Origin of the sequence: Lysobacter ciconiae (assembly GCF_015209725.1) — a bacterium.
In the GTDB taxonomy this organism is placed as follows: Bacteria; Pseudomonadota; Gammaproteobacteria; order Xanthomonadales; family Xanthomonadaceae; genus Novilysobacter; species Novilysobacter ciconiae.
This window is the reverse complement of the sequence record NZ_CP063656.1, coordinates 868,209-892,009: the sequence shown is the minus strand read 5'-3', so window position 1 is coordinate 892,009 and position 23,801 is coordinate 868,209. Positions and strand designations below refer to the sequence as shown.

The 23,801-nt window shown below is 67.3% G+C and carries 25 protein-coding genes; 4 read left to right on the top strand and 21 right to left on the bottom strand.

All coding sequences use genetic code 11. The features are described from left to right. The first annotated feature begins 509 nt into the window (after window positions 1-509). Entirely contained in the window at window positions 510-1,754 is a 1,245-nt protein-coding gene (locus INQ41_RS04075; RefSeq protein WP_228076698.1) for a PAAR domain-containing protein, read from the top strand. 594 nt (window positions 1,755-2,348) lie between these two features. Here INQ41_RS04075 and INQ41_RS04070 read toward each other — a convergent pair. From INQ41_RS04070 to rlmE, 10 genes are all read right to left on the bottom strand, one after another. Continuing rightward, window positions 2,349-3,641, bottom strand: a complete 1,293-nt coding sequence (locus tag INQ41_RS04070) for an adenylosuccinate synthase (protein WP_193986450.1) — start codon at window positions 3,639-3,641, stop codon at window positions 2,349-2,351. A 151-nt stretch (window positions 3,642-3,792) separates the two neighbouring features. Beyond that, complete coding sequence (locus tag INQ41_RS04065) at window positions 3,793-3,984, bottom strand: DUF2065 domain-containing protein (protein ID WP_193986449.1); 192 nt, start codon at window positions 3,982-3,984, stop codon at window positions 3,793-3,795. 28 nt (window positions 3,985-4,012) lie between these two features. Then, a complete protein-coding gene (gene hflC, locus INQ41_RS04060; RefSeq protein ID WP_193986448.1) occupies window positions 4,013-4,876 on the bottom strand; it encodes a protease modulator HflC in 864 nt (287 codons plus the stop codon). Further along, window positions 4,873-6,012 carry an FtsH protease activity modulator HflK gene (hflK, locus tag INQ41_RS04055; protein ID WP_193986447.1) on the bottom strand — a complete coding sequence of 380 codons (1,140 nt, stop codon included), beginning with the start codon at window positions 6,010-6,012 and terminating at the stop codon, window positions 4,873-4,875. The genes hflC and hflK overlap by 4 nt, the downstream gene beginning before the upstream one ends. Window positions 6,013-6,102: 90 nt before the next feature. Then, window positions 6,103-7,410, bottom strand: coding sequence for a ribosome rescue GTPase HflX (gene hflX, locus INQ41_RS04050; RefSeq protein WP_193986446.1), 1,308 nt, complete (start codon window positions 7,408-7,410; stop codon window positions 6,103-6,105). Window positions 7,411-7,502: 92 nt separating this feature from the next. After that, window positions 7,503-7,772, bottom strand: a complete 270-nt coding sequence (gene hfq / locus INQ41_RS04045; RefSeq protein WP_193986439.1) for an RNA chaperone Hfq — start codon at window positions 7,770-7,772, stop codon at window positions 7,503-7,505. Between the two features lie 170 nt (window positions 7,773-7,942). Next, window positions 7,943-8,890: a tRNA (adenosine(37)-N6)-dimethylallyltransferase MiaA gene (miaA, locus tag INQ41_RS04040; protein ID WP_193986432.1), complete on the bottom strand. Its 948-nt coding sequence runs from the start codon at window positions 8,888-8,890 to the stop codon at window positions 7,943-7,945. A 219-nt stretch (window positions 8,891-9,109) separates the two neighbouring features. Beyond that, entirely contained in the window at window positions 9,110-10,009 is a 900-nt protein-coding gene (gene folP / locus INQ41_RS04035; protein WP_193986430.1) for a dihydropteroate synthase, read from the bottom strand. Window positions 10,010-10,020: 11 nt separating this feature from the next. Then, entirely contained in the window at window positions 10,021-11,928 is a 1,908-nt protein-coding gene (gene ftsH / locus INQ41_RS04030; RefSeq protein WP_193986428.1) for an ATP-dependent zinc metalloprotease FtsH, read from the bottom strand. Between the two features lie 96 nt (window positions 11,929-12,024). Then, window positions 12,025-12,657 (bottom strand): 23S rRNA (uridine(2552)-2'-O)-methyltransferase RlmE, encoded by a 633-nt coding sequence (rlmE, locus tag INQ41_RS04025; protein ID WP_193987206.1) that lies wholly within the window; start codon window positions 12,655-12,657, stop codon window positions 12,025-12,027. A 74-nt stretch (window positions 12,658-12,731) separates the two neighbouring features. Here rlmE and yhbY point away from each other — a divergent pair, with 74 nt between their 5' ends. Next, entirely contained in the window at window positions 12,732-13,037 is a 306-nt protein-coding gene (gene yhbY / locus INQ41_RS04020) for a ribosome assembly RNA-binding protein YhbY (protein ID WP_193986427.1), read from the top strand. 47 nt (window positions 13,038-13,084) lie between these two features. Beyond that, a complete protein-coding gene (locus INQ41_RS04015) occupies window positions 13,085-13,459 on the top strand; it encodes an Mth938-like domain-containing protein (RefSeq protein ID WP_193986425.1) in 375 nt (124 codons plus the stop codon). A 28-nt stretch (window positions 13,460-13,487) separates the two neighbouring features. On the opposite strand, the gene INQ41_RS04010 is transcribed toward INQ41_RS04015, so the two are convergent. From INQ41_RS04010 to surE, 4 genes are all read right to left on the bottom strand, one after another. Then, window positions 13,488-14,207 carry a peptidoglycan DD-metalloendopeptidase family protein gene (locus INQ41_RS04010; protein ID WP_228076773.1) on the bottom strand — a complete coding sequence of 240 codons (720 nt, stop codon included), beginning with the start codon at window positions 14,205-14,207 and terminating at the stop codon, window positions 13,488-13,490. A 62-nt stretch (window positions 14,208-14,269) separates the two neighbouring features. Then, window positions 14,270-14,887, bottom strand: a complete 618-nt coding sequence (locus INQ41_RS04005) for a YqaA family protein (RefSeq protein ID WP_193986423.1) — start codon at window positions 14,885-14,887, stop codon at window positions 14,270-14,272. Between the two features lie 13 nt (window positions 14,888-14,900). Next, entirely contained in the window at window positions 14,901-15,578 is a 678-nt protein-coding gene (locus tag INQ41_RS04000) for a protein-L-isoaspartate(D-aspartate) O-methyltransferase (protein ID WP_193986421.1), read from the bottom strand. Next, complete coding sequence (surE, locus tag INQ41_RS03995) at window positions 15,575-16,369, bottom strand: 5'/3'-nucleotidase SurE (protein WP_193986419.1); 795 nt, start codon at window positions 16,367-16,369, stop codon at window positions 15,575-15,577. The genes INQ41_RS04000 and surE overlap by 4 nt, the downstream gene beginning before the upstream one ends. A 232-nt stretch (window positions 16,370-16,601) precedes the next feature. Here surE and INQ41_RS03990 point away from each other — a divergent pair, with 232 nt between their 5' ends. Continuing rightward, entirely contained in the window at window positions 16,602-17,150 is a 549-nt protein-coding gene (locus INQ41_RS03990) for a Smr/MutS family protein (protein ID WP_193986417.1), read from the top strand. Between the two features lie 33 nt (window positions 17,151-17,183). Here the strand turns inward: INQ41_RS03990 and truD are convergent, their stop codons facing one another. From truD to INQ41_RS03955, 7 genes are all read right to left on the bottom strand, one after another. Beyond that, window positions 17,184-18,263, bottom strand: a complete 1,080-nt coding sequence (truD, locus tag INQ41_RS03985; protein ID WP_193986415.1) for a tRNA pseudouridine(13) synthase TruD — start codon at window positions 18,261-18,263, stop codon at window positions 17,184-17,186. Then, a complete protein-coding gene (ispF, locus tag INQ41_RS03980) occupies window positions 18,260-18,739 on the bottom strand; it encodes a 2-C-methyl-D-erythritol 2,4-cyclodiphosphate synthase (RefSeq protein WP_193986413.1) in 480 nt (159 codons plus the stop codon). Before ispF ends, truD begins: the two co-directional genes overlap by 4 nt. Window positions 18,740-18,835: 96 nt before the next feature. After that, window positions 18,836-19,543, bottom strand: coding sequence for a 2-C-methyl-D-erythritol 4-phosphate cytidylyltransferase (ispD, locus tag INQ41_RS03975; protein WP_193986411.1), 708 nt, complete (start codon window positions 19,541-19,543; stop codon window positions 18,836-18,838). Beyond that, a complete protein-coding gene (ftsB, locus tag INQ41_RS03970; protein ID WP_193986409.1) occupies window positions 19,540-19,860 on the bottom strand; it encodes a cell division protein FtsB in 321 nt (106 codons plus the stop codon). The genes ispD and ftsB overlap by 4 nt, the downstream gene beginning before the upstream one ends. Before the next feature lie 9 nt (window positions 19,861-19,869). Beyond that, complete coding sequence (eno, locus tag INQ41_RS03965; RefSeq protein ID WP_193986408.1) at window positions 19,870-21,156, bottom strand: phosphopyruvate hydratase; 1,287 nt, start codon at window positions 21,154-21,156, stop codon at window positions 19,870-19,872. 18 nt (window positions 21,157-21,174) lie between these two features. Further along, window positions 21,175-22,008, bottom strand: a complete 834-nt coding sequence (gene kdsA / locus INQ41_RS03960) for a 3-deoxy-8-phosphooctulonate synthase (RefSeq protein WP_193986406.1) — start codon at window positions 22,006-22,008, stop codon at window positions 21,175-21,177. A gap of 43 nt (window positions 22,009-22,051) precedes the next feature. Continuing rightward, window positions 22,052-23,722, bottom strand: a complete 1,671-nt coding sequence (locus INQ41_RS03955) for a CTP synthase (RefSeq protein ID WP_193986404.1) — start codon at window positions 23,720-23,722, stop codon at window positions 22,052-22,054. Between the last annotated feature and the right edge of the window lie 79 nt (window positions 23,723-23,801).

Here is a 23,801-nt window from a genome sequence, read left to right as displayed (position 1 = left end):
TCGGAGGATTTCTCGTCATCCGGCGGTGGCACCCGATCGTCCGGTGCGATCGGTGCGACCGGATCGGGGTTGGCCCGATCCGCGTCCTGGACGCCGGTCATGTCGACATCGCCGGCAACGCCGGTGCTGGCCGGATCCTGGGCGGGCGCGGCATCGGAGCTCGCGGCGGCAGTGGACTCGGCCGTGGGCGTCGGGGTCTGGCTGCAGGCCGCTGACATCGCGACGGGCAGCAGCGCGACCATCAGGGCGCGGGCGAGGGTCTTGGATTGCAGGGACTGGGTCATGGAATGCCGGACTCGTTAGGGGTGCTGTGCAGCAACCTAAAGCGTCGGGCGTGAATGCAGGCTCTTGATGGGCGCTGTAACTGAACAACGCCGTTACCGCCGAGCCCGCTCACGCGCCGGCAGCAGGCAAACGGAATCCCAACCTGCCGGTTCGAGATGCATGAAACTCGCGCACGCCGAAGCAAGCGAAGCAGCGCCGAATCACTAGGGGACGTAGAATCCGCGATGTCCCATCAAGGACAAGGAGAAAACATGACAAGGATGTGGATTGTGCTTGGTGACGCCACTTCGAGCGGCGGCACCGTGATCAGCGGATCACCCTTCACCGACATCGACGGCAAGCCTGTCGCGCGAATCAACGACATGGCGACTTGCCCCACCCACAAGGGCACGTTCCCAATCGTCGATGGGGACCCGACAACCATCATCGACGGCCAGGCGGTGGCCCTGCACGGAAGCTCGATTGCGTGTGGCTGCAAGGTGCTGGCGGTGAAGCAGATGCGGGTGTTCCTGGACGATGGGGCTGGATCAGCGACCACAGCCGTCGCGCCGGACGCAGCAGCCCACGCGAATTCTGCGAAGGCGAACCATAATGGCGGACCGACTCCTGCAGCCCTCACGATTAGCGACAGTGCATTCGATGAGCAGATCCGGTTCGTCGGCCCAACCGGTTCGGCGCTTTCCAATATCGGTTATGTGCTGCAGCTGGAAGACGGGAGCAAGGTCGACGGCGTCACCGATGAGGACGGCCGAACCCGCCGCGTGACGACGTCGGCCCCGCTCGGCATCACGAAAGCGGAGCTGGTCGCCCCAACACAGGCCTCTGGCTGCTGCGGCGCTCTGGGCCTTCCGTCGCAAACCGTTGAAGTGGCAATGGCCGGCGCGCGCACCAACGCGACCGCCGTTGGATCATCCGTGCATGAGGCCGCAGCCAAAGCGGAAGACCGTGGTCTGACCAGCGGCGAGGTTGCGATGCTGCGGCAAGTATTTGGAAATTCCGTGGACTACAAGTCGGTCAAGCTTCACAACCATGGATACTGGCTGCTCTTCGGCTTTCAACCAGATAATACGGCGACTGCACCGAACGGTGATATTTACCTACCGGGCAAGCTGTTCTCAATAGACTTTTCGCTCGAATTGGATCGGGAACAGCGACTTCTCGTACATGAAATGACACACGTTTGGCAGTATCAGCTTGGCTACCCGATCAAGCGCGTTCGAGGTCCTCGTCCCAACATGACGTATGAGTATACGCTCGACAGCACTAAGCGCCTTTACGACTACAACATGGAAGCACAGGGAAATATAATTGCGGATTATTACCTCCTCAGATTTCGGCAAAACAATGACGACCTGTATGAGTCCAAGTATCGCCATAGAGCCAACCTTCTTGCACTCTATGAAGGCACATTGCGTGACTTCCTTATAACACCGGATGATTCGAACAACCTACCGCAGGTAACCAAATGAGAATCGGAGCTGTCTTCCTACCGCTACTGCTTGCTCCCGGCGTTGGCGGTTGCACTCAGCCAGCCGGCATGTATCAGGACGCAACGATCCGTATTGTAGACTCCCGCCTGTGCTTCTCCGTCGCCGATAGCAAGGAAGCACGGAAAACACCTCCAACGATCGCTGCAATTTCCGTTAGCAAGTTCGTGGATTCTAAATGGGAACGGATATGGAGTTGGATCACTCCACTGGAACCGGAAACGAGGCTACATCCGGATGATTGCATCCCATACGGATACCGGCCAGCCAATGACTCACAGCAGCAAATTTCTGAGCAACTTCGGCCAGGCGAGCGATATGGCCTATCAATCAATGCCGGAATACCGAATCCATCGCGCCGGGGCGATCGCACTCTGGGCCGTATGTATGGCCAATACTTCTGTCTGCGCGAGAACTCCGACGGATCGCAGGAAGTTCTTCTGGTTCCGGCGTTCAAGGGCGTGACACAGTGGCAACTGTGTAACGTCCCCACTGATTGACAGGCCGGCCAACCGGTAACCTCACAAAAAAGCCCCGCATCCGCGGGGCTTTTTTTCACTCAATACAACCCGGCGACTACGCCCACGGATCCTGCAGGATCATCGTGTGGTCGCGGTCCGGGCCGGTGGAGACAATCGCCAGCGGGCAGCCGGCCAGTTCCTCCAGCGAACGCAGGTAGGCGCGTGCGGCCGGCGGCAGCTTGTCCCACTCGGTGACGCCGTGGGTGCTTTCCTGCCAGCCCGGCAGCTCCAGGTACACCGGCTCGCACTCGTCCCAGCCCTGCGCGTCCAGCGGTGCGTACTCGGTCTGCTTGCCGCGGTACTGGTAGCCGATGCAGACCTTCAGCTTCTCCAGGCCGTCCAGCACGTCCAGCTTGGTGATGCACAGGCCGTTGATGCCGTTGATCGCGACGGCGCGCTTGAGCGCGACGATGTCGATCCAGCCGCAGCGGCGCGGGCGGCCGGTGGTGGCGCCGTACTCCTGGCCCTTGTCGCGCAGGGCCTGGCCGATGTCGTCGTGCAGCTCGGTCGGGAACGGGCCGCTGCCCACGCGGGTGGCGTACGCCTTGGCGATGCCCAGCACGTAGTCGACCGCGCCGGCGCCAACGCCGGTGCCAGCCAGCGCGCCGCCGATGGTGGTGTTGGACGAGGTGACGTACGGGTAGGTGCCGTGGTCGATGTCCAGCAGCGAGCCCTGCGCGCCTTCAAACAGGACGCGCTGGCCCTGCTTGCGCAGGTCGTGGAGGATGCCGGCGACGTCGGACTTCATCGGCTCGACGTAGTCGCCGAAGGCCAGCGCATCGTCCAGGGTTTTCTGGAAGTCGATCGCCTCGACGTTGAAGTACCTGGTCAGCACGAAGTTGTGGTAATCCAGCGCGCTGCGCAGCAGTTCGGCAAGCTGCTCGGGGTAATGCAGGTCGGCCACGCGGATGCCGCGACGGGCGACCTTGTCCTCGTACGCCGGGCCGATGCCGCGGCCGGTGGTGCCGATGGCCTTGCCGCCGGCGGCCTTTTCGCGGGCCTGATCCAGGGCGATGTGGTACGGCATGATCAGTGGGGTGGCCGGGCTGATCTTCAGCCGCGAGCGGACCTCGACGCCTTCGGCCTCCAGCTCGCCGATTTCCTTCTGCAGCGCGCCGGGGTGCAACACCACGCCGTTGCCGATCAGGCACAGCGCGCCTTCGCGCAGGATGCCCGAGGGGATCAGGTGCAGGACGGTTTTCTTGCCGTTGATGACCAGGGTGTGGCCGGCGTTGTGGCCGCCCTGGAAGCGCACGACCGCACCGATCTGCTCGGTCAGCAGGTCGACGATCTTGCCCTTGCCTTCATCGCCCCACTGGGCACCGAGAACGACGACTGACTGACCCATTGCATAAGCTCCTGAAGCATTTGAGGGCCAGCGCACGCCGACCCGGGCGGAGAGTTCCGCGCATAGAAAAAGCCGGGAGGTTTTCGCCCCTCCGGCTTTTGCGCATTATCCGGGTTTTCGGCGGTCTAGGCCAGCCCGGAAACGCGACCGTTTACATTAGCCGCACCAGCCACAGCGAACCCACGCCCACCGCCAGCACGACGCCGCCGATCTGGCGCAGCTGGCGGTCATCCAGCTGACGCAGCTGCTCCATCGTGCGCCGCCACCGACCGGGGGCGGCGAACAGGAACAGCCCTTCCAGCACGGCGACCAGCGACAGCGCCGACAGCAGCTCGACGGTCATGCCGTGCTCCCGTGCGGATTGCAACGGCTCAACGATCGTTGCCGAAGTACTTCAGGAAGTCGTCGTTGCGCTCCAGCATGATCACGCCCTTGCCGTCGCTGAAGGATTCGCGATAGGCCTCCAGGCTGCGCTGGAAGGCATAGAACGCCGGATCCTTGTTGGCCGCCTTGGCGTACAGCGCCGCGGCTTCCGCATCGCCCTGACCGCGCAGGCGCTGGGCGTCACGCTCGGCCTCCGCCACGATCACCGCCTGCTGCTTGTCGGCGCCGGCGCGGATCGTCTGGGCCTGCTCGGCACCCTCCGCGCGCAGGCGGCTGGCCACCTGGTGGCGCTGGGCGCGCATGCGCCGGTAGACGTCCTGGATGACCTGGCTGTCGGTCGGCAGGTCGATCTGCTTGAGGCGCAGGTCGATAATCTTCACCCCGACCGTGCTGGCGCCCTTGTTGATCGCCGCCAGCTGGCGGTCGATGATCTCGGCGCGATCGCCGGAGACCAGCTCCTTCAGCGTCCGCGAGTTGATCTCGTTGCGCAGCGAGTCCTTGATGATCGGCGCCAGGCGGTCCACGGCCAGGCTCTCGTCACCACCGGTCGCCCGGTAGAACGCGCGCACGTCCTCGATCATGCCGACGGTGAAGAAGTCGACGCTGACGTCCTTGCGCTCGGAGGTCAGGTAACGCTCGGGCTCGGCGTTGAACACCGTCAGGCGGCGATCGAACACCAGCGCGGTTTCCACCAGCGGCACCTTGAAGTGCAGGCCCGGGCCAATGCCGGTCCGGGCCACTCGGCCCAGGTTGAGCACCATGCCGACCTGGCCCTCACGGACCACGTAGGTGGAGCCCATCAGGCCCAGCAGCACCGCGACGGCGACGGCGATCCAAATGGAATGTCTCATCGGTTTACCTCCGGACGGCCAGCCGGCCGTGGGGTGCGTTCAGTGCGCGAGGGCGACGGTGCGATGGTCGAGGTGTCCGGGGACAGCATCTCGGGCGTCAGCAGCGGCGCGGAGGAGGTGTTGGTCGAGCCCGACGAGCGTGCCGAACCATCCGTCGCGCCGTCCATCGGCACGTAGATCAGCTGGCGAGAATCGCCGCCGACGACCTTGCGGTTGCCCGACAGCACTTCCTGCACGGTCTCCAGCCACAGGCGCTTGCGGGTGACTTCCGGCGCGTCCTTGTACTGGTCCACCAGCAGCGAGAAGCGGTCGGCGTCACCCTCGGCGCGCGATACGGACGCGTCGCGGTAACCCTCGGCGACGGTGCGCACGCGGGCGGCCTGGCCTCGGGCCTCCGGCACCACCTGGGCGGCGTAGGCCTCGGCCTCGCTGATCAGGCGGTCCTTGTCCTGCTGGGCGCTGTTGACGTCGTCGAAGGCCGGCTTGACCTCTTCGGGCGGTCGCGCGTTGGGCAGGTTGAGCTCGGTTACGACCAGCCCGGTGCGGTACGCGTCCAGCGAGTTCTGCAACTGCTCGCGGGCCGACACGGCCAGGGCATTACGCGCACCCAGCACGGTATCCAGCGTGGAGCGGCCGACCTGCTCGCGCACGGTGCTCAGCGCTGCCTGCTGCAGCATGGCGTTGGCGTCACGGCTGCCGAACACGTACTTCTGCGGATCGCTGACGCGGTACTGCACGTTGATCTCGACCTGGACGATGTTCTCGTCGCTGGTCAGGACCGGCACATTGGTACCGAAGGTCTTGATCTCGGTGGCGTTGATCTTGATCGCCGTCTCGAACGGCCACGGCAGCTTGAAATGCGGGCCGGGCTGCAGGATGCGGGCGAACTGGCCGAAGCGCAGGACCACGGCGCGCTGCTGCTCGTTCACCAGCAGGAAGCTGTTGAAGGCCAGCCACAGGGCAAGCACCAGCAGCACCCAGCGGCCGACGCCACCACCGCCGCCACCGCCCTGGCCCCCGAACAGGCCGCGCAGTCGATCCAGCACGTCGTCGATGCCATTGCCGCCGGGGCGGCGACGCGGCGGGCGGCCACGGCCGCTGCCGGAATTGTCACTGCCAGGGGTATTCCAGGCCATGCCTGCTCCTAAGGAAGGTGAACAGCGCCCCTTTGTCGCGGGCAGCCGATGATTCTAGGTGGGAGGGACGCCTGCCTCAAGCAAGCGCTGTCAATGGATGTCGTGGTCCGCCTCGACCGGCGGCAGCAGTGCGTGAAGGACGTCGCCGTCGGGTTGGTCGTGGAGGCGCGCGGCGTCGGCAAGGGACATTTCCACCTGCATCCGCCATCCGTCTTCGACGGATTCCTCCTCCCGCACCGCGCCCAGCTCGTGCAGCTTGGCATGCAGCTTGCCCGCACGCGAGGGCAGTTCGATCGCGCCGGTGACACGCTGCAGGTCGAGGATCTCGCCGATCACCTCCGGCAGCAGGTCCAGGCCCTGGCGCTCCTTGGCCGACACCCAGACGCGCGGGTGCCCGTCGGCAGGGCGGTCGATGCGCGGACGCCCTTGCTCGAGCTGGTCGATCTTGTTGTAGACCAGCAACTGCGGAATGTCGCCGGCGCCGATCTCGGCGAGCACCTCGTCCACCTGCGCAATGCGCTCGTCGCGCAGCGGATCGGCGGCATCGACGAGGTGCAGCAGCAGGTCGGCCTCGCGCGCTTCCGACAGCGTGGAGCGGAACGCGGCGACCAGCTCATGCGGCAGGTCGCGCACGAAACCGACGGTGTCGGCCAGCACCAGCGCATGGCCGGACAGCTCGATGCGGCGCACCGTCGGGTCCAGCGTGGCGAACAGCTGGTCGGCGGCGTAGGCATCCGCGCCGGTCAGGGCATTGAACAGCGTGGACTTGCCGGCGTTGGTGTAGCCGACCAGGGCGACCCTGGGCAGCTCGTTGCGGACCCGGGCGCGGCGCATCTGGGTGCGCTGCACCTCGACCTTGTCGAGCCGCTTCTGCAATTGCTCCAGGCGCTTCTGCAGCAGCCGGCGGTCGGTTTCCAACTGGGTCTCACCCGGGCCACGCAGGCCGATGGAACCGCCGCGCAGGCTGTCCAGATGGGTCCAGCCGCGGATGAGCCGGGTCGACATGTGCTTGAGCTGGGCAAGCTCGACCTGCAGCTTGCCCTCGTGACTGCGGGCGCGCTGGGCGAAAATGTCCAGGATCAAGCCGGTACGGTCGACCACGCGGCAGCCCAGGATGCGCTCCAGGTTGCGCTCCTGGACCGGGCTCAGGGGATAGTTGACCAGCACCAGGTCGGCTTCGGTGGCAGCCACGGCGGCCTGCACTTCCTCAAGCTTCCCGGTGCCGATCAGGATCGAGGCGTTGGGGTGGTCAATGCGGGCGTTGAGGGTGGCAACCACCGTCGCCCCGGCCGAGCGGGCGAGCTCGGTGAATTCCTCCAGCTGGTCCGGATCGACGGGACCGCCGGCATGGGGCTGGATCAGCAGCGCACTTTCACCCTTGCGGGAGCGTTCAAACAAGAGGCAGGACCTTCGTGGCGTGAGGAGTCATGCCAGATGAGATGGGTGCGCCCCCGGCAAACACAAGCCAACGACACGCCTCGACTGAACGGTCAACCCGCTGCGGCGCCCTCATCGCCTTCTGCCGCCTGGACCTGACCGCCGCTGGGGCCGACGCGGACATTGCGCGCGGGGACCACGGTGGAGATGGCGTGCTTGTAGACCATCTGGCTGACGGTGTTGCGCAGCAGCACGACGAACTGGTCGAAGGACTCGATGGTGCCCTGCAGCTTGATGCCGTTGACCAGGTACACCGAGACCGGAATGCGCTCACGGCGCAGTGCGTTCAGGAAAGGATCCTGCAAAGACTGTCCCTTGGACATCTGAATTCCCCGCTGGGTTTTTCTAGTTATGGGTGGATACGCGGTTGACGGCGTGCCCCGCCGCCGGCATTTCCCCAGCCAGCGACCCGGCGATGGTAGCGCAACGGCGGCGGCGCAAACGTGCTGCAGCTGGCGGATCAGGCCGATCGCGCCGGCGCGGCCGAGGACACTCAGGGAAGAAACAGGGCCAGCGCCTCGTCCAGGGACTGGCGTTGGCTCATCGGGTCGAACCAGCGCGCGTCCAGTTCGCCGCGCAGCCAGGTCAGCTGTCGCTTGGCCAGCTGGCGGGTCGCATGGATGCCGCGGTCACGGAAATCCGCGGCATCGCCGCGTCCGTCCAGGTACTCCCAGGCCTGCCGATAGCCGACCGCTCGCACCGCGGGCAGTTCCAGCGGCGCCGGATGGTCGCGCAGCTGTGGCAATACACGCAGCCGACCCACCTCCTCCAGAAAGCCGGCCGCCAGCATCGCGTCGAAACGCTGCTCGATGCGCTGGTGCAAAACCGCCCGGTCGCGCGGCGCAAGGACCAGCTTCAACACCCGCAGTGGCAGCCGCGGTGCCGGTGGCTCCGCCCGCCAGGACGTGATGGTGCGACCGGAGGCGCGGTACACCTCCAGCGCGCGCTGGATGCGCTGCGCATCGGTGGCGTGGATGCGCGAGGCCGCGATTGGATCCAGCGTCGCCAGCTCACGGTGCATGGCCGGCAAGCCGCGCTCGGCGATGTCGGCGGCGATTTGCGCGCGGATGGGGGCGTCGGCTTCCGGCATCGGTGACAGGCCGTGCAGCAGGGCGCGGAAATACAGCCCGGTGCCGCCGGCCAGGATCGGCACCCGGCCGCGGCCGATCACCGCGTCCAGCGCGGCGCGTGCATCGCGTGCGAACTCGGCCGCCGAGTACGGCTGCCACGGGTCGCGGATATCGATCAGGTGGTGCGGCGCGCGCGTCCGTTCTGCCGCGTCCGGCTTCGCCGCGCCGATGTCCAGGCCGCGGTAGACAAGCGCGGAGTCGACGCTGATGATCTCGCCGCCCAGGCGCTCGGCCCAGTCGAGCGCAAGCGCGGTCTTGCCTGAGGCCGTGGGCCCCATCAGGGCTATCGCGCAGGGTCGGGCGGCAATCATCGGCGGGAAAGCGGAACAGGCAATGGCGGGTCTGCAGTCATCGCGGCAGCCTACCGCAGCTGCCCGGGCTCATCGGGACGTCGACTTGTTCACAGGGCCTGTGGACAAGCATCGGCATCAAGCTGTGGACAACTCGCGGAGCGTGATGGCTGCCAAGGGGCGCAGTCATGTTGGTCACTTTTTAGCCACCTCGCGCCGGCCGCCGGTGGAAGCAGCGGATCAGTCCTCGTCGGGCCAGCGGATCGCAGCGGCGGCCGTGCGCTGTTGCGGCAGCGGCAGTGCGGCGACCGCCTCCCATACCTTCAGCACGTCCACGGTTGCGGCCACGTCATGCACCCGCAGCAGCGTGGCACCGCGCTGTGCGGCAATCAGGTGCGCCGCGACCGATCCGTGCACGCGCTCGTCCATCGCGTCGCGACCGGTCAACTCGGCGATCGAGCGTTTGCGCGACAGCCCGGCCAGCACGGGCAGGCCGATATCGGAAAAGCGCTCCAGCCCCGCCAGGAGCGTCAGGTTGTGCTGCAGGGTCTTGCCGAAGCCGAAGCCGGGATCAATGACGAGAAGCTTCTTGGCGATGCCGGCCATCTCCGCGGCGAACACCCGCTCGGCAAGGAACCGGTGCACCTCGCCGACGACATCCTCGTAGTGCGGCGCGTCCTGCATGTCGCGCGGCTGGCCCTGCATGTGCATCAGCACGACCGGCACGCGAAGCTCGGCCGCTGCCCCCAGCGCCCCGTCGCGGCGCAGCGCGCGGATGTCGTTGATCATCCCGGCACCGGCGGCCACGGCCGCGCGCATGACCTCGGGCTTGGAGGTGTCCACGCTGATCGGCAGCGCGGTCTCGGCGACCAGCCGCTCGATGACGGGAATGACGCGCCGCAGTTCCTCCTCAGCATCCACCTCCTCCGCGCCAGGACGCGTCGACTCACCCCCGACATCGAGCAGGTCGGCGCCCTCGGCGGCCAGGCGCAGGCCGTGGGCGACAGCAGCCTCCGTGCCCTGATGGGCGCCGCTCTCGGAAAACGAATCGGGGGTGACGTTGACGATGCCCATGACCCGGGCGCGGTCCAGCCTGAGCAGGCGGCCGTTGCAGTCCAGGACGGTGGCGGTATCGAACACGGGCGGGCTGCTTATAACTGCTCGGCAGGCCCACCGATCGGGCCCGGCGAGCGCGGCGTGTCCTTGGGCGGCGGCGGCAGGTTGTCGGTCTTGCCCCAGTCCGCCGGCGGGTTGGGCTTGCGCCCGGCCATGATGTCGTCGATCTGCAGGGCGTCGATGGTCTCGTACTCCAGCAACGCGTCCGCCATCGCATGCAGCTCGGTGAGGTGCTTGTGCAGGATCTCGGTCGCCCGCTGGTAGGCCTTGTCGAGGATCCCGCGCACCACCTCGTCGATCTTGCGCGCGGTGTCGTCGGAGACGCTCTTGTGCTGGGTCACCGAACGGCCCAGGAAGACCTCGTCGTCCTCCTCGCCGTAGGAGATCGGACCCATCTCGTCGCTCAGGCCCCACTTGGTGACCATGTTGCGGGCCATCTTGGTCGCCCGCTCGATGTCGTTGGACGCGCCGGTGGTGACCTTGTCGGCGCCGAAGATCAGCTCCTCGGCCACCCGGCCGCCGTACAGCGAGGCCAGCTGCGACTCGATTGCGGTGCGGTTGTAGCTGTATTTGTCGCCCTCGGGCAGGTACATGGTCACGCCCAGCGCACGGCCGCGCGGGATGATCGTCACCTTGTAGACCGGGTCGTGCTCGGGCACGACGCGACCGACGATCGCATGGCCGGCCTCGTGGTAGGCGGTGAGCTTCTTCTCGTCGTCGCTCATCGCCATCGAGCGGCGCTCGGCGCCCATCATGATCTTGTCGCGCGCCTTGTCGAAGTGGTCCATGCGGACGTCCTTCGCGTTCTCGCGGGCGGCAAACAACGCCGCCTCATTGACCAGGTTCGCCAGGTCGGCACCGCTGAAGCCCGGGGTACCGCGCGCGATGGTCATCGGCACGACGTCATCCGAAAGCGGCACCTTGCGCATGTGCACGCGCAGGATCTCCTCGCGGCCACGCACGTCCGGCAGCCCGACCACGACCTGGCGGTCGAATCGGCCCGGACGCAGCAGCGCGGGATCCAGCACGTCGGGACGGTTGGTTGCCGCGATGACGATCACGCCCTCGCCGCCCTCGAAGCCGTCCATCTCCACCAGCAGCTGGTTCAGGGTCTGCTCGCGCTCGTCATGACCGCCGCCCAGGCCGGCGCCGCGATGGCGGCCGACCGCGTCGATCTCGTCGATGAAGATGATGCACGGCGCGCTTTTCTTGGCCTGCTCGAACATGTCGCGCACGCGGCTGGCGCCGACGCCGACGAACATCTCGACGAAGTCCGAGCCGGAGATCGCGAAGAACGGCACCTTGGCCTCGCCGGCGATCGCGCGGGCGAGCAGGGTCTTACCCGTACCCGGGGGGCCGACCATCAGCACGCCGCGCGGGATCTTGCCGCCCAGCTTCTGGAAACGGGAGGGGTCGCGCAGGAACTCGACCAGCTCCCCCACCTCCTCCTTGGCCTCGTCGCAACCGGCCACGTCGGCCAGGGTCACCTTGACCTGGTCCTCGCCCTGCAACTTGGCGCGCGACTTGCCGAAGCTCATCGCGCCCTTGCCACCGCCCTGCTGCATCTGCTTCATGACAAACAGCCAGAACGCGATGATCAGCAGGATCGGCAGGAAATTGAGCAGGACCGACCAGAACGACGGGCCGCCCGGCGGCACCTGCTCGATGCCGACGTTGTGCTGCATCAGGTCGTTGACCAGGTCCTTGTCACCGGGGCTGAAGGTGGTGAACTCCGAGCCGTCCTTGCGCTTGCCGGTGATCGTCGTGCGGTCCTCGTCGATGCGCACCTTGTCGATGCGGTCGGCCTGGACCTGCTGGATGAACTGGTCATAGGCCAGCGGGCCAGCCGCGCCGGGAGTGCGTGGGCCGAACGCCTGGAACACCACCATGAGAACCACGGCGACGATCACCCAGAGCATCAGATTCTTGGCCATGTCGTTCATAGGATACGGATCACTTTTTTTGTGCGGACGGCCTGCCGCGGCAGACATCGGAGATGGGCGGCAACGCTGGGTGGACGGCGCGTCGCAAAGACCGGGTCACTTGATTTGTGCGCGTTTGCCCTGTGCCAGGGCGTAGACCTCCGGGGAGCGCTTGCGCGACGCTTCCGGCTTGCGGATTGCTACCTTGGCATAACGCCGCCGCAGTTCCCGCACGTAATCGTCGAAACCCACGCCCTGGAACAGCTTGATCAGGAACGTGCCGTCGACACGAAGGTGGTGGTCGGCAAAATCCATCGCCAGCTCCGCCAGGTACAGCGCACGCGGCATGTCGACCGCGTCCACACCACTCTTATTGGGGGCCATATCGGAGAGAACAAGGTCCACGGGTTTGTCATTCAGAGTGCGCACCAGCTCCGATAAGACCGCATCCTCCCTGAAATCGCCATGAAGGAACTCCACCCCCGCCAGGGTCGGCATCTCCAGGATGTCCAGCGCGATCACCCGCCCGCTGTCGCCCAGTGCCTGGCGGACCCATTGCGACCACCCGCCCGGCGCGGCGCCCAGATCGACGACCACCATGCCCGGCTTGAGCAGGCGGTCGCGCTTGACCAGTTCCTCCAGCTTGTAGGCGGCACGCGAGCGCAGGCCTTCCGCCCGCGCTCGTTTCACGAACGGGTCGGAGTGGTGCTCCTTGAGCCAGCGCTGGCTGCTTTTGCTGCGGGTAGCCATCAGACGAAAACCGCTGGAGGACGGGCCGGCCATGATACCCTGCGGGCCCTCCCCAACCTCATTTGCGTGCATCGATGGCAACCGTCCTGACCAGTGCCCAGACCCGCTTCCTGCGCGGCCAGGCACACGACATCAAGGCCATGATCCAGGTCGGCGGAAAAGGCATCTCCGATGCGCTGGTGGCGGAGCTCGAGCTCGCACTGGAGAACCACGAGCTGGTGAAAGTGAAGGTGGGCGCGGCCGATCGCGATGTCCGCGATGAGATGATCGAGCAACTGGTGCAGCGCACCGGCGCGGCAATGGTGCAGAAGATCGGCCACACCGTCGCGCTGTACCGCCCCAGCGAAGAAAAGCGCCACATCGTCCTGCCTCGCGCCTGAGCGCACCGCTGCTTTTTAGTCCTCATCGCGCTTGCTAGCATGGCGCGATGGAACTGACCCTGGAACGCCCGGACTACGAATTCTTCCTTCGCGCTGCCGACGGCAACATGGCGCTGGTCAATGACCGCCGCCTGACCCGGAGTTTCGTATTGACGCCCAATCACCTGTCCGAGGACTGGGGCGTGCGCGACATACACACCCTGACCCCGTCCGATCTGGACCCGCTGCTGGCGCTGGAGCCGGAAGTGGTGATCATCGGTGGCGGTGGCCAACAGGTGTTTGCGCCGGCGCAGGTGATGGCGGTCTGCCTGCGCCGCGGTATCGGCATCGAGGTGATGACCAATTCCGCTGCGGCGCGGACCTTCAGCGTCTTGGCCAGCGAGAACCGGCGCGTGGTCGCCGGCTTCGTGCTGCCGGGCTGAGCCGCGGCAGCGACGCGCACGCCGTCGACTATTTCTTCGGCAGGTACAGCAGCGGATCGACGGGCTTGCCGTTGTAGCGCACCTCGAAGTGGAGCATGTCGCGCGAGGCACCGGTACGGCCGAGCTCGGCTATCTGCTCACCCGCCTTCACCCTGGCACCCTCCTCCACCAGCCGGCTGCGGTTGTGGCCGTAGGCCGACAGCCACTGCTCGTTGTGCTTGATGATGACCAGCTCGCCGTAGCCCACCAGCCCGGAGCCGGAATAGACCACGGTGCCGTCGCCCGCCGCCTTGACCGGGGCCCCGGCGGCGCCGGCAATGTCGATGCCCTGCTTGGTCGGCTCACCGGCGACGAAGCGGCTCAGCAGCGCGCCGTCCACCGGCCAGCGCCAGGCGATGCCACTGGCCAGCGGCGCGGCGCTGGGCGCCGAAACGGCCGGAGCGCTGGCCGCCGGCGCGCGCGTGCCACCACTCGACGGTGCGCGCGGCGTGGTTGCCACGGCACCACCGGATCTTGGGTACAGCAGCAGCTGCTGTCCGGGGTAGATCGTGTAGGGCGCGCCCAGGCCGTTCCAGGCAGCCAGGTCGCGCATCGCGATGCCGTTCTCGACCGCGATCCGGTACAGCGTGTCGCCGCGCTGGACGACCCGGGTCGCACCGTATTTGGGCGTGGAGACCGGACTGCTCTCGCGGGTGACCGCGCTGGAGCACGCCGCCAGGGCCGTCGCAACCGCCCCGGCCAGGATCATGCGCGCCAGGATCGTGCGGACCAGGCTCGTGCGGATATGGGGTTGTTCGGGAGTCATCATGCTCATGCGCCTTGTTGTGTCCTCCAGATCAGCCAGGTGAATACCGCCAGCAGCAGGACCGTTGCGATCCAGCCGACCGGTTCAATGTAGCGTCGCAATGCCGCCTCCGCCCGGTGACCGCCGAGCCGGATTGCCAGCGCCAGCAGGAACACGCGCTTGCCGCGGCCAACGAACATGCTGGCGATAAACGGCAGCAACGGTACCCCGACGATGCCGGAAGCCCAGGTGAATATCTTCAAAGGAATGGGCGTGAACCCGACCAGCACCAGCACCCAGAACGCTTTCCACGGCGAGTTGGCAGCAATCTCGCGCAACGCCGACACCTCCACGTCGATCCGGTCCATCCAGCCCAGCGTGACCAGCAGCGGGCGGACCAGCTCGAAGGCGTAGTGGCCCAGCAGGTAGCCCAGCACGGCGCCGGCCAGTGAACCCATCAGGCTGAGCAGCGCAAACCAGAACGCACGCGTCGGCCGGGCCAGGCACATCGGGCCGAGCATGACCTCGGGCGGAATCGGAAACACCACCGCCTCGGCAAAGCTCAAGCCGGCCAACAGCGCCGGCGCGCGGCGGTGGGCGGCCCAGACCAGGCACCGGTCGTAGAGGGGACCAAAGAGTTTCAAGCGCAGGGATCCTTCAGTCGACCAGGCCTGACAGCAGCGGCACGAAGACAACCGAACCGATCGTCTCCTGGGTGATGCGGCCATCGGCGTCCTTGCTCAGCCGCAGCAGCGACTGCCCGGCCGAGGCGCCCACCGGCGCCACGAGCACACCGCCCGGGGCCAGTTGCGCGGTCAGCGCGTCCACCAGCGCCGGCGCGGCGGCGGTGACCAGGATGGCATCGAAGGGCGCATTTTCCGGCCAGCCGATGCGGCCGTCGTCGTGTTTGCTGCGGATGTTCATGCCCAACTGGCGAAAGCGCTTGCGCGCGGTGCGCAGCAGCTCGCCGATGCGCTCCACGGTGTGCACTTCCAGGCCGAGGGCGGCAAGAATGGCGGCCTGGTAGCCCGAGCCGGTGCCGATCTCCAGCACCTTGGATGGCTGCGCCTGCATCAGGGTTTCTGTCATCTTGGCCACCACCCAGGGCTGGGAGATGGTCTGGCCGTGGCCGATCGGCAAGGCGGTGTCGTCGTAGGCGCGGCTTTCCAGCGCCTCGTCCACGAACAGATGGCGCGGCACGTTGCGCACTGCATTGAGCACGCGCTCGTCGGCGATCCCGTTGTCGCGCAGACGATCGACCAGCCGGTCGCGCACCCGCTGCGAGGTCAGTCCGGACCCGCGATCGGTAGGCTGCAGGCGCATCCTCAGGCTCATCGTCCTGCCTCCGCGGACGAGGACTCCAGCGAGGACTCCAGCCCGCTGACCCAGTTCGCCACCTGCTCCAGCGCCTGGTAGCGCGTCAGGTCGACCTTGATCGGGGTGATCGCAATATAGCCGCTGCGCACGGAGTGGAAATCGGTGCCCGGACCGGCGTCCTGCTCGGGCCCGGCACCGCCGATCCACCACCACTGACGACCGCGCGGGTCTTCCTGCGGAATGCACGCCTCGGCGCGGTGGCGGTTGCCCAGGCGACCGACCTGGAAGCCGCGGACGTCCTCCCACGAGAGGTCGGGCACGTTGACGTTGAGGATCGTGTCGGCCGGCAGCGGGTCGGTCGCCAGGCGGGCGATGATCTCCACCGCGGCGCGCGCGGCGGTCTCGTAGTGCTGGCCGAGCTGCCCGTTGGTCACCAGCGACACGGCAACCGCCGGCAGGCCGAGAAAACGGCCCTCCATCGCGGCGGCGACCGTGCCCGAATAGATCACGTCATCGCCCAGGTTGGCGGCGTCGTTGATTCCGGACACGACGATGTCGGGCTCCGTCTCGAGCATGCCGGTGATGGCGACGTGGACGCAGTCGGTGGGTGTGCCGGCGACGCGCCAGGTGGTCTCGTCCTGCTGGATCACCCGGATCGGCATGTCCAGGGTGAGCGAGTTGCTGGCACCGGAGCGGTCCCGGTCCGGTGCGACCACCACTACTTCGTGACCGGCGGCGCGCAGTCCCTCGGCGAGGGCGCGGATGCCGGGTGAATCGACGCCGTCGTCGTTGCTGACCAGGACTCGCATGATCTCCCTTGGCGAGCGCCACGCGGGCGCAATGCAGTAGTGGCAGGGACCGGCGCAGCCGGTCGGGGGCGGATCGCAGGCGCCGGCGGTGCGGCGGCTTGGATCCCGTCAAAGCGGTCATGATAGCCGATGGCAGCCACCCTTCGCCGCACGCATGGTCGCGATCGCACCACCACGATGCCGCCTCCCCCACGGCGCGTTAGGCTAGGCGGATGGATACCGGAATGCCCCCTTGAACGGCGCCGACGACGACGATGCCGCGCTGTTCCGCAGCGCGATCGGGCCGGTTCGCAAGCTGCCCGAACGCCCCGCCCCGCCGTCCGCGCCGCGCCCGAAACCGCGCGCGAAGATGGCCGAGCGCGATGATGCCGATGCGCGCGAGGATCTCCGCCACGCGCTGGAATCCACGTTGCTGGAAGCTGACGACCCGCTGGCATGGCGCGGCGATGTCAGCCAGGAGGCATGGCAGCGCCTGCGCCGCGGCGAGATGTCGGCGCAGGAGGAGCTCGACCTGCACGGCACCGACGCAGCTACCGCCGAGGCGCTGGTGCGCGCGTTCCTGAACGATGCGCAGCGCCACGGTCTGGGCTGTGTGCGCATCATCCATGGCAAGGGTGGGCGTGGCGGTGCGGATATCGGCCGCAGCGGCGCGCCGGTACTGAAGAATCTGGTCGACCGCATGCTGCGGCAGCGCTCCAGCGTGCTGGCCTTCCATTCGCCCTTGCCCGCCCAGGGCGGCAGCGGCGCGGTGGTCGTCCTGCTGGCGCCGCGGCGTCGTTGACGCGGGTCCCGCACCGCGCGGGCTGCGGCACGATCAGGCCCCGGACTGGCCGGAGCCGTCGCGCACCTCGCCCAGCTCCGCCAGCACCACAGTGGCGTAGGTGCCCGGCGGCAGATTGAATGACAGCTCCAGTGTCGCGGCGTCCAGCCATTGCCAGCGCAGGGCCTCGGCGCGCAGGCGCAAGGATCGCCGCTCCTGCTTCAGGCCTGCCTGGTCCAGACCGGCACGCAGTTGCATCGATATGGGGTCGGCCAGCGCGCCCTGCTCCAGCTCCAGCGCATCGGCCTGGCTGCGCAGCTCGCCGCGGCCCCACAGCGGGCCGCTGGGATGGATGTCGAACGCCGACAGGCGCTGTCCGATCTCCGGAGTGAGCGGCTCGGGCCCGAACACACTGCGGCTGCCATCGAGCATCCACACCTCGCCCGTCAATGGCGTATCCCAGCAGTGCGCCTCGACCCGCGCCTGCAGCACCTGGTTGAACAGGACCGAGCGCGCGGCCGAGAGCAGCATGCTGCGCTCGTCGCGACGCACCCGGCGGCCTTCGAACATCGCCAGCGCCTTGCCCAGGTTGTTGCCATCGCGGCCAAAGCGCTGCTCGCCGAAGAAGTTCGGCACGCCGCGCCGGGCAATCTGCTGCAGGCGCGCCTCGATCGGGGCCGAATCGCCGACGACGTCGCGCAGGACGAGCACGAAGCGGTTGCCGGCCAGCGCACCGCGCGGGAGCTTTTTCGCGTGCCACGCCTGTTCCAGCACCTGCAGTCCGTCCACCTGCAACGCGGCAACGTCCGGGGCGACCTTGCGCGGCAGGTGCACGCTGAAGCGCTGGCGGGTCACCGCGTGGCGATCCTTCAGCCCGGCGTAGCCGATCGCCATGTCGTCCACGCCGGCCCACTGGGCAATGCTGCGGGCGGCGAAAGCGGTGTTCATGCCGCGCTTCTGCACCGTCAGAAGCAGGTGCTCGCCGCTGCCAGAGGGTTCAAAGCCGGCCAGTTCCTCGACGAAGAAGTCCTCCGGCGTGACGCGCATCCGGGCGGACAGCACGGGCTCGCCGTGGGCGCGCGTGTCAGCGGCGGGCGCACTGTCCTCGGGTCCGGGCGCGCTGGCGTCGCTCATCCCCGCACCAGCAGGCACACCGCCAACGCGGCAAGCCCTTCGCCGCGGCCGGTAAAGCCGAGCTGCTCGGACGTGGTCGCCTTCACGCTGACGGTATCCACAGCCACGCCCAAGTCGGCCGCCAACAGCGTGCAGATGGCCTCGACATGCGGACCCACTTTCGGGCGCTCGCAGATCACGGTGACGTCCGCGTTGCCGAGCACCCAGCCGCGCTCGGCCGCGAGCTGGCGACAGTGGCGCAGGAACGTGCGGCTGTCGGCATCCTTCCAGCGCGGATCGCTGGGCGGGAAATGGGTGCCGATGTCGCCAAGCGCGAGCGCCCCGAGCATGGCGTCGCACAGCGCATGGATGACCACGTCGCCGTCGGAGTGGGCGAGCACGCCGCGGTCATGCGGAACCCGGACCCCACCCAGCACGACGTGATCGCCGTCGCCGAATGCGTGGACGTCGTAACCCTGGCCTATGCGGATGCTCATTGATGCCGGTCCTGCTGCAACGAATACGGGGCGACATTGTCGCCTACGCCGCGTCGGGTGACTTCCGGCGCGCTCGAGTTGCGTTCGACCCGGCGGTCAGCGCTGGCGCTGCGAGAGCAGGAAATCGGCCAGGTCGCGATCGGCCGGCGTCGTGACCTTGAGGTTGTCCTCGCGCCCTTCGACCAGCCGCGGCCGCAGGCCGGCGCGCTCGACCGCCATGGCCTCGTCGGTCACCTGGACTGCGTCGGCGCGGGCCGCCAGCAAGGCATCGGTGAGCAGGCCGCGACGGAACGCCTGCGGGGTCAGTGCACGCCAGAGCGCGGCGCGCGGCTCGGTCGCGGCGATACGGCCGTCCGCGTCGCCGCGCTTGAGGGTGTCGCGGACCGGTGCGGCGAGGATTGCGCCGTGGCGGTCTTCGGACGCGGCATGCAACAGCCGCTCGAGATCGGATGGGTGCAGGTTGGGACGCGCTGCGTCGTGGACCAGTACCAGGCTGTCTTCCGGGCCGGGCGGCAGTGCCTGCAAGGCCGCCAGCACCGAATCCGCCCGCTCGCCCCCGCCCACGCAGCGCAGGACCGGCTTGCCGTGGCGGGTGGTCCAGCCCGGCCAGTGCCGATCATCGGCGGCCAGCGCCACCATCGCGCCCGCAACCTGGGGATTCGAGAGCAGCGCGTCCAGTGCGTGCACGATCAGGGGTTGTCCGGCGATCTGCAGATACTGCTTGGGCACGTCGCCGCCAAAGCGCGCACCACGACCGGCGGCGGGAAGGATTGCCCACACCGTCGGCGTGTCATGCCGGCTCACTGGGGGACCGGATCCGGATCCGCAGACGTTGCCGGATCCGGCTCGACCACGCGGTAGAAGGTCTCGCCGGGGCGGATCATGCCCAGCTCGCTGCGGGCCCGATCCTCCACCGCCGCCTCGCCGGATTTGAGGTCTTCCACTTCGGCGGACAGCGCATCGTTGCGCTGCTGCAGCCCCTCGTTCTCGCGGGCCTGCTGTTGCACGCGCTGCTCCAGCGCGGCGACCGAGTCACGGCCGCCCTCGCCGTCCCACAGGCGGTCTTGCAGGAACACCAGCAGCGCCACCAGTGCGACCAGCAATGCCACCATCCAGCGCATGCGCGGGTGTCAGCCCTGCAGCGACACGAACGCGTCGCGGCCGGCGTAGGTCGCCGCGTCGCCGAGCTGCTCCTCGATCCGCAGCAGCTGGTTGTACTTGGCGACGCGGTCGCTGCGGCACAGCGAGCCGGTCTTGATCTGGGTTGCCGTGGTCGCCACGGCGATGTCGGCGATCGTGGTGTCCTCGGTCTCGCCGGAACGATGCGATACCACCGCGGCGTAACCGGCGCGGTCGGCCATGGAAATCGCTTCCAGCGTCTCGGTCAAGGTGCCGATCTGGTTGACCTTGATCAGGATCGCGTTGGCGATGTGGCGGTCGATGCCCTGCTGGAAGATCTCCGGATTGGTCACGAACAGGTCGTCCCCGACCAGCTGGACCTTCCTGCCCAGCGCGTCGGTCAGCTGCTTCCAGCCGTCCCAGTCGTTCTCGTCCATGCCGTCCTCGATGCTGATGATCGGGTACTGCGCGCACCAGCCGGCCAGGAACTCGACGAACTGCTCCGAGGTCAGGCGCTTGCCCTCGCCGGTCAGGTGGTACTTGCCGTTCTCGTAGAACTCGCTGGAGGCAACGTCCAGGCCGAGCAGGATGTCGTCGCCGGCCTTGTAGCCCGCCTTGCCGATCGCCTCCAGGATGGTTTCCAGCGCTTCCTCGTTGCTGCGCAGGTCCGGCGCGAAGCCGCCCTCGTCGCCCACCGAGGTGCTCAGGCCGCGGCCCTTGAGCACCGACTTGAGCGCGTGGAACACCTCCGTGCCCGCGCGCAGGCTCTCGGAGAAGCTGTCAAAGCCGACCGGCAGGATCATGAACTCCTGCAGGTCGACGTTGTTGTCGGCGTGCGCGCCGCCATTGATGATGTTCATCATCGGCACCGGCAGCACGCCGCGGCGGTCACCGGCCAGGTACTTCCACAGCGGCAGGCGGCGACTGGCGGCCATCGCGTGGGCATTGGCCATCGACACCCCCAGCAACGCGTTCGCGCCCAGGCGGCCCTTGTTGCGGGTGCCGTCCAGATCGATCAGGCGCCGGTCGATGCCGCCCTGGTCGGCCGCATCCAGCCCGACCAGTGCCTTGGCGATGGTGGTGTTGACGTTCTCCACCGCGGTGCGCACGCCCTTGCCCAGGTAGCGGGTCTTGTCGCCGTCGCGCAGCTCCACGGCTTCCTTGGCGCCGGTGGACGCACCGGAGGGCACCATCGCCCGGCCAAAACTGCCATCGGCAAGGGTGATCTCGGCCTCAAGGGTCGGATTGCCGCGGCTGTCGAGGATTTCGCGGGCGTGGACTTTGGCGATTTCGGTCATGTCGGTTCTGCAGGGCTCTCAGGTTTGGGATTCAAGGAACGGGCGACGCTTGGTGACTTCATCGATGGCCATCAACGTCTCCAGCAGCGCGCGCATCTGGTCCAGCGGCCAGGCGTTGGGCCCGTCGGACAGCGCTTCGGCCGGGTTGGGATGGGTTTCCATGAAGATGCCGGAAATGCCCACCGCCATCGCGGCACGCGACAGCACCGGCACGAATTCGCGCTGGCCGCCGCTCTTGCCGCCCGCGCCGCCGGGCAACTGCACCGAATGGGTCGCATCAAACACCACCGGGCAACCGGTGTCACGCATCACGGCCAGGCTGCGCATGTCGCTGACCAGGTTGTTGTAACCAAAGCTGGCGCCGCGCTCGCAGACCATGATGTCGGTGTTGCCGGTGGCCAGCGCCTTGTCGGCCACGTGCTTCATCTCCCACGGCGACAGGAACTGGCCCTTCTTGATGTTGACCGGCTTGCCGGCGCTGGCGACCTTCTGGATGAAGTCGGTCTGCCGGCACAGGAAAGCCGGCGTCTGCAGCACGTCGACCACCGAGGCGACCTCGTCCATCGGCGTGTACTCGTGGACGTCGGTCAGCACCGGCACGCCGATCTGCTTCTTCACCTCGGCCAGCACCTTCAGGCCCTCCTCGATGCCCGGGCCACGGAAGCCGGAGATCGAGGTGCGGTTGGCCTTGTCGAAGCTGGACTTGAAGATGAAGGGAATGCCCAGCTCGTCGGTGATCTGCTTCAGGGTGCCGGCAGTGTCGAGCTGCAACTGCATCGACTCGATCACGCAGGGCCCGGCGATCAGGAAGAACGGCCGGTCCAGGCCGATATCGAAACCGCACAACTTCATTGCACTTCTCCATTCATGCAAACGGCGCCGATGCGCGGGGCGTTCATGCCTCGGCCTCGTCGAGGCGGGCGTTTGCCGTCGATTGGGCCGCCTTGTAGTCGCGCGCGGCGCGGATGAATCCGACGAACAGCGGATGCCCGTCGCGCGGCGTCGATAGGAATTCCGGATGGGCCTGGCAGGCCAGGAACCACGGGTGGACGTCTCGTGGCAGCTCGATCATCTCGACCAGCAGGTCGTCGATGGATTTGGCGCTGATGACCAGGCCGGCATCCTCGAGCTGGGTGCGGTAGCGGTTGTTGAACTCGTAGCGGTGGCGATGACGCTCGCCGACCACGTCCTTGCCGTACAGCTCGTGGGCCAGCGTGCCGGGCTTGAGCCGCTGCTCCTGCAGGCCCAGGCGCATCGTGCCGCCCAGGTCGCTGTCCTCGCTGCGGCGCTCCAGCTCGCCGCTGGCCGTGCGCCACTCGGTGATCAGGCCAACCACCGGGTGCGGGGTAGCCTTGTCGTTCTCCGTGCTGTTGGCGTTTTCCAGCCCGGCCACGTTGCGGGCGAACTCGATCACCGCCGCCTGCATGCCGTAGCAGATGCCGAAATACGGCACGCCGTTTTCGCGGGCGTAGCGGGCGCCGGCGATCTTGCCTTCAAAACCGCGGTCGCCGAATCCGCCGGGCACCAGGACACCGTCGACGCCCTCCAGCGCACTGGGGCCGCGCTTCTCGACGTCGCTGGACTCCAGCCATTTCAAACGAACCTTGGTGCGCTGGCGCAGGCCGCCGTGCTTGAGCGCTTCGGCAACCGACTTGTACGCGTCCTGATGGTCCACGTACTTGCCGATGATCGCGATGGTGACCTCGTCCTCGGGATTCTCGGCCGCGTCGACCACCGCGTCCCACTCGTGCATGTCGGCGGGTCTGGCGTCCAGCCGCAGGCGCTCGACGATCAGCTCGTCAAGACCCTGCTCCTGGAAACGCGCCGGCATGTCGTAGATGTTGTGCAGGTCCACCGCCGAGATGACCGCGCGCTCGGACACGCTGGTGAACAGCGCGATCTTGCGCCGTTCCGAATCCGGCAGCGGCTGCTCGGAGCGGCAGATCAGGATGTCTGGCTGGATGCCGATGGAGCGCAGTTCCTTCACCGAGTGCTGGGTCGGCTTGGTCTTCAGCTCGCCGGCGGCGGCAATGAACGGCACAAGGGTGAGGTGCATGAACAGCGCCTTGTCCGGCCCGCGTTCGGCGCGGATCTGGCGGATCGCCTCCAGGAAGGGCAGCGACTCGATATCGCCCACGGTGCCGCCAATCTCCACCAGGCCCACATCGAAGCCGTCGGTGGCGGCAAAAATGCCGCGCTTGATCTCGTCGGTGATATGCGGGATGACCTGCACCGTGCCGCCCAGGTAGTCGCCGCGGCGCTCCTTGCGGATGACGTTCTCGTAGATGCGACCGGTGGTGATGGAATTCTTGCGCCCCAGCCGGGTGCGCACGTAACGCTCGTAATGGCCCAGGTCCAGGTCGGTCTCGGCGCCGTCGTCGGTGACGTACACCTCGCCGTGCTGGAACGGGCTCATCGTGCCGGGGTCGACGTTGATGTAGGGGTCGAGCTTCATCATCGTCACGCGCAGGCCGCGCGCTTCGAGGATGGCCGCCAACGAGGCGGCGGCAATGCCCTTGCCAAGCGAGGACACCACGCCACCAGTGACGAAGATCAGGGGAGTCATTGTTTTGCTGCCGCTGGAAAGCGCCAGTTTACCGGCTGCATGCAATTGCTGCGACCTTTGCTGCCGCGTCGAGCACTCG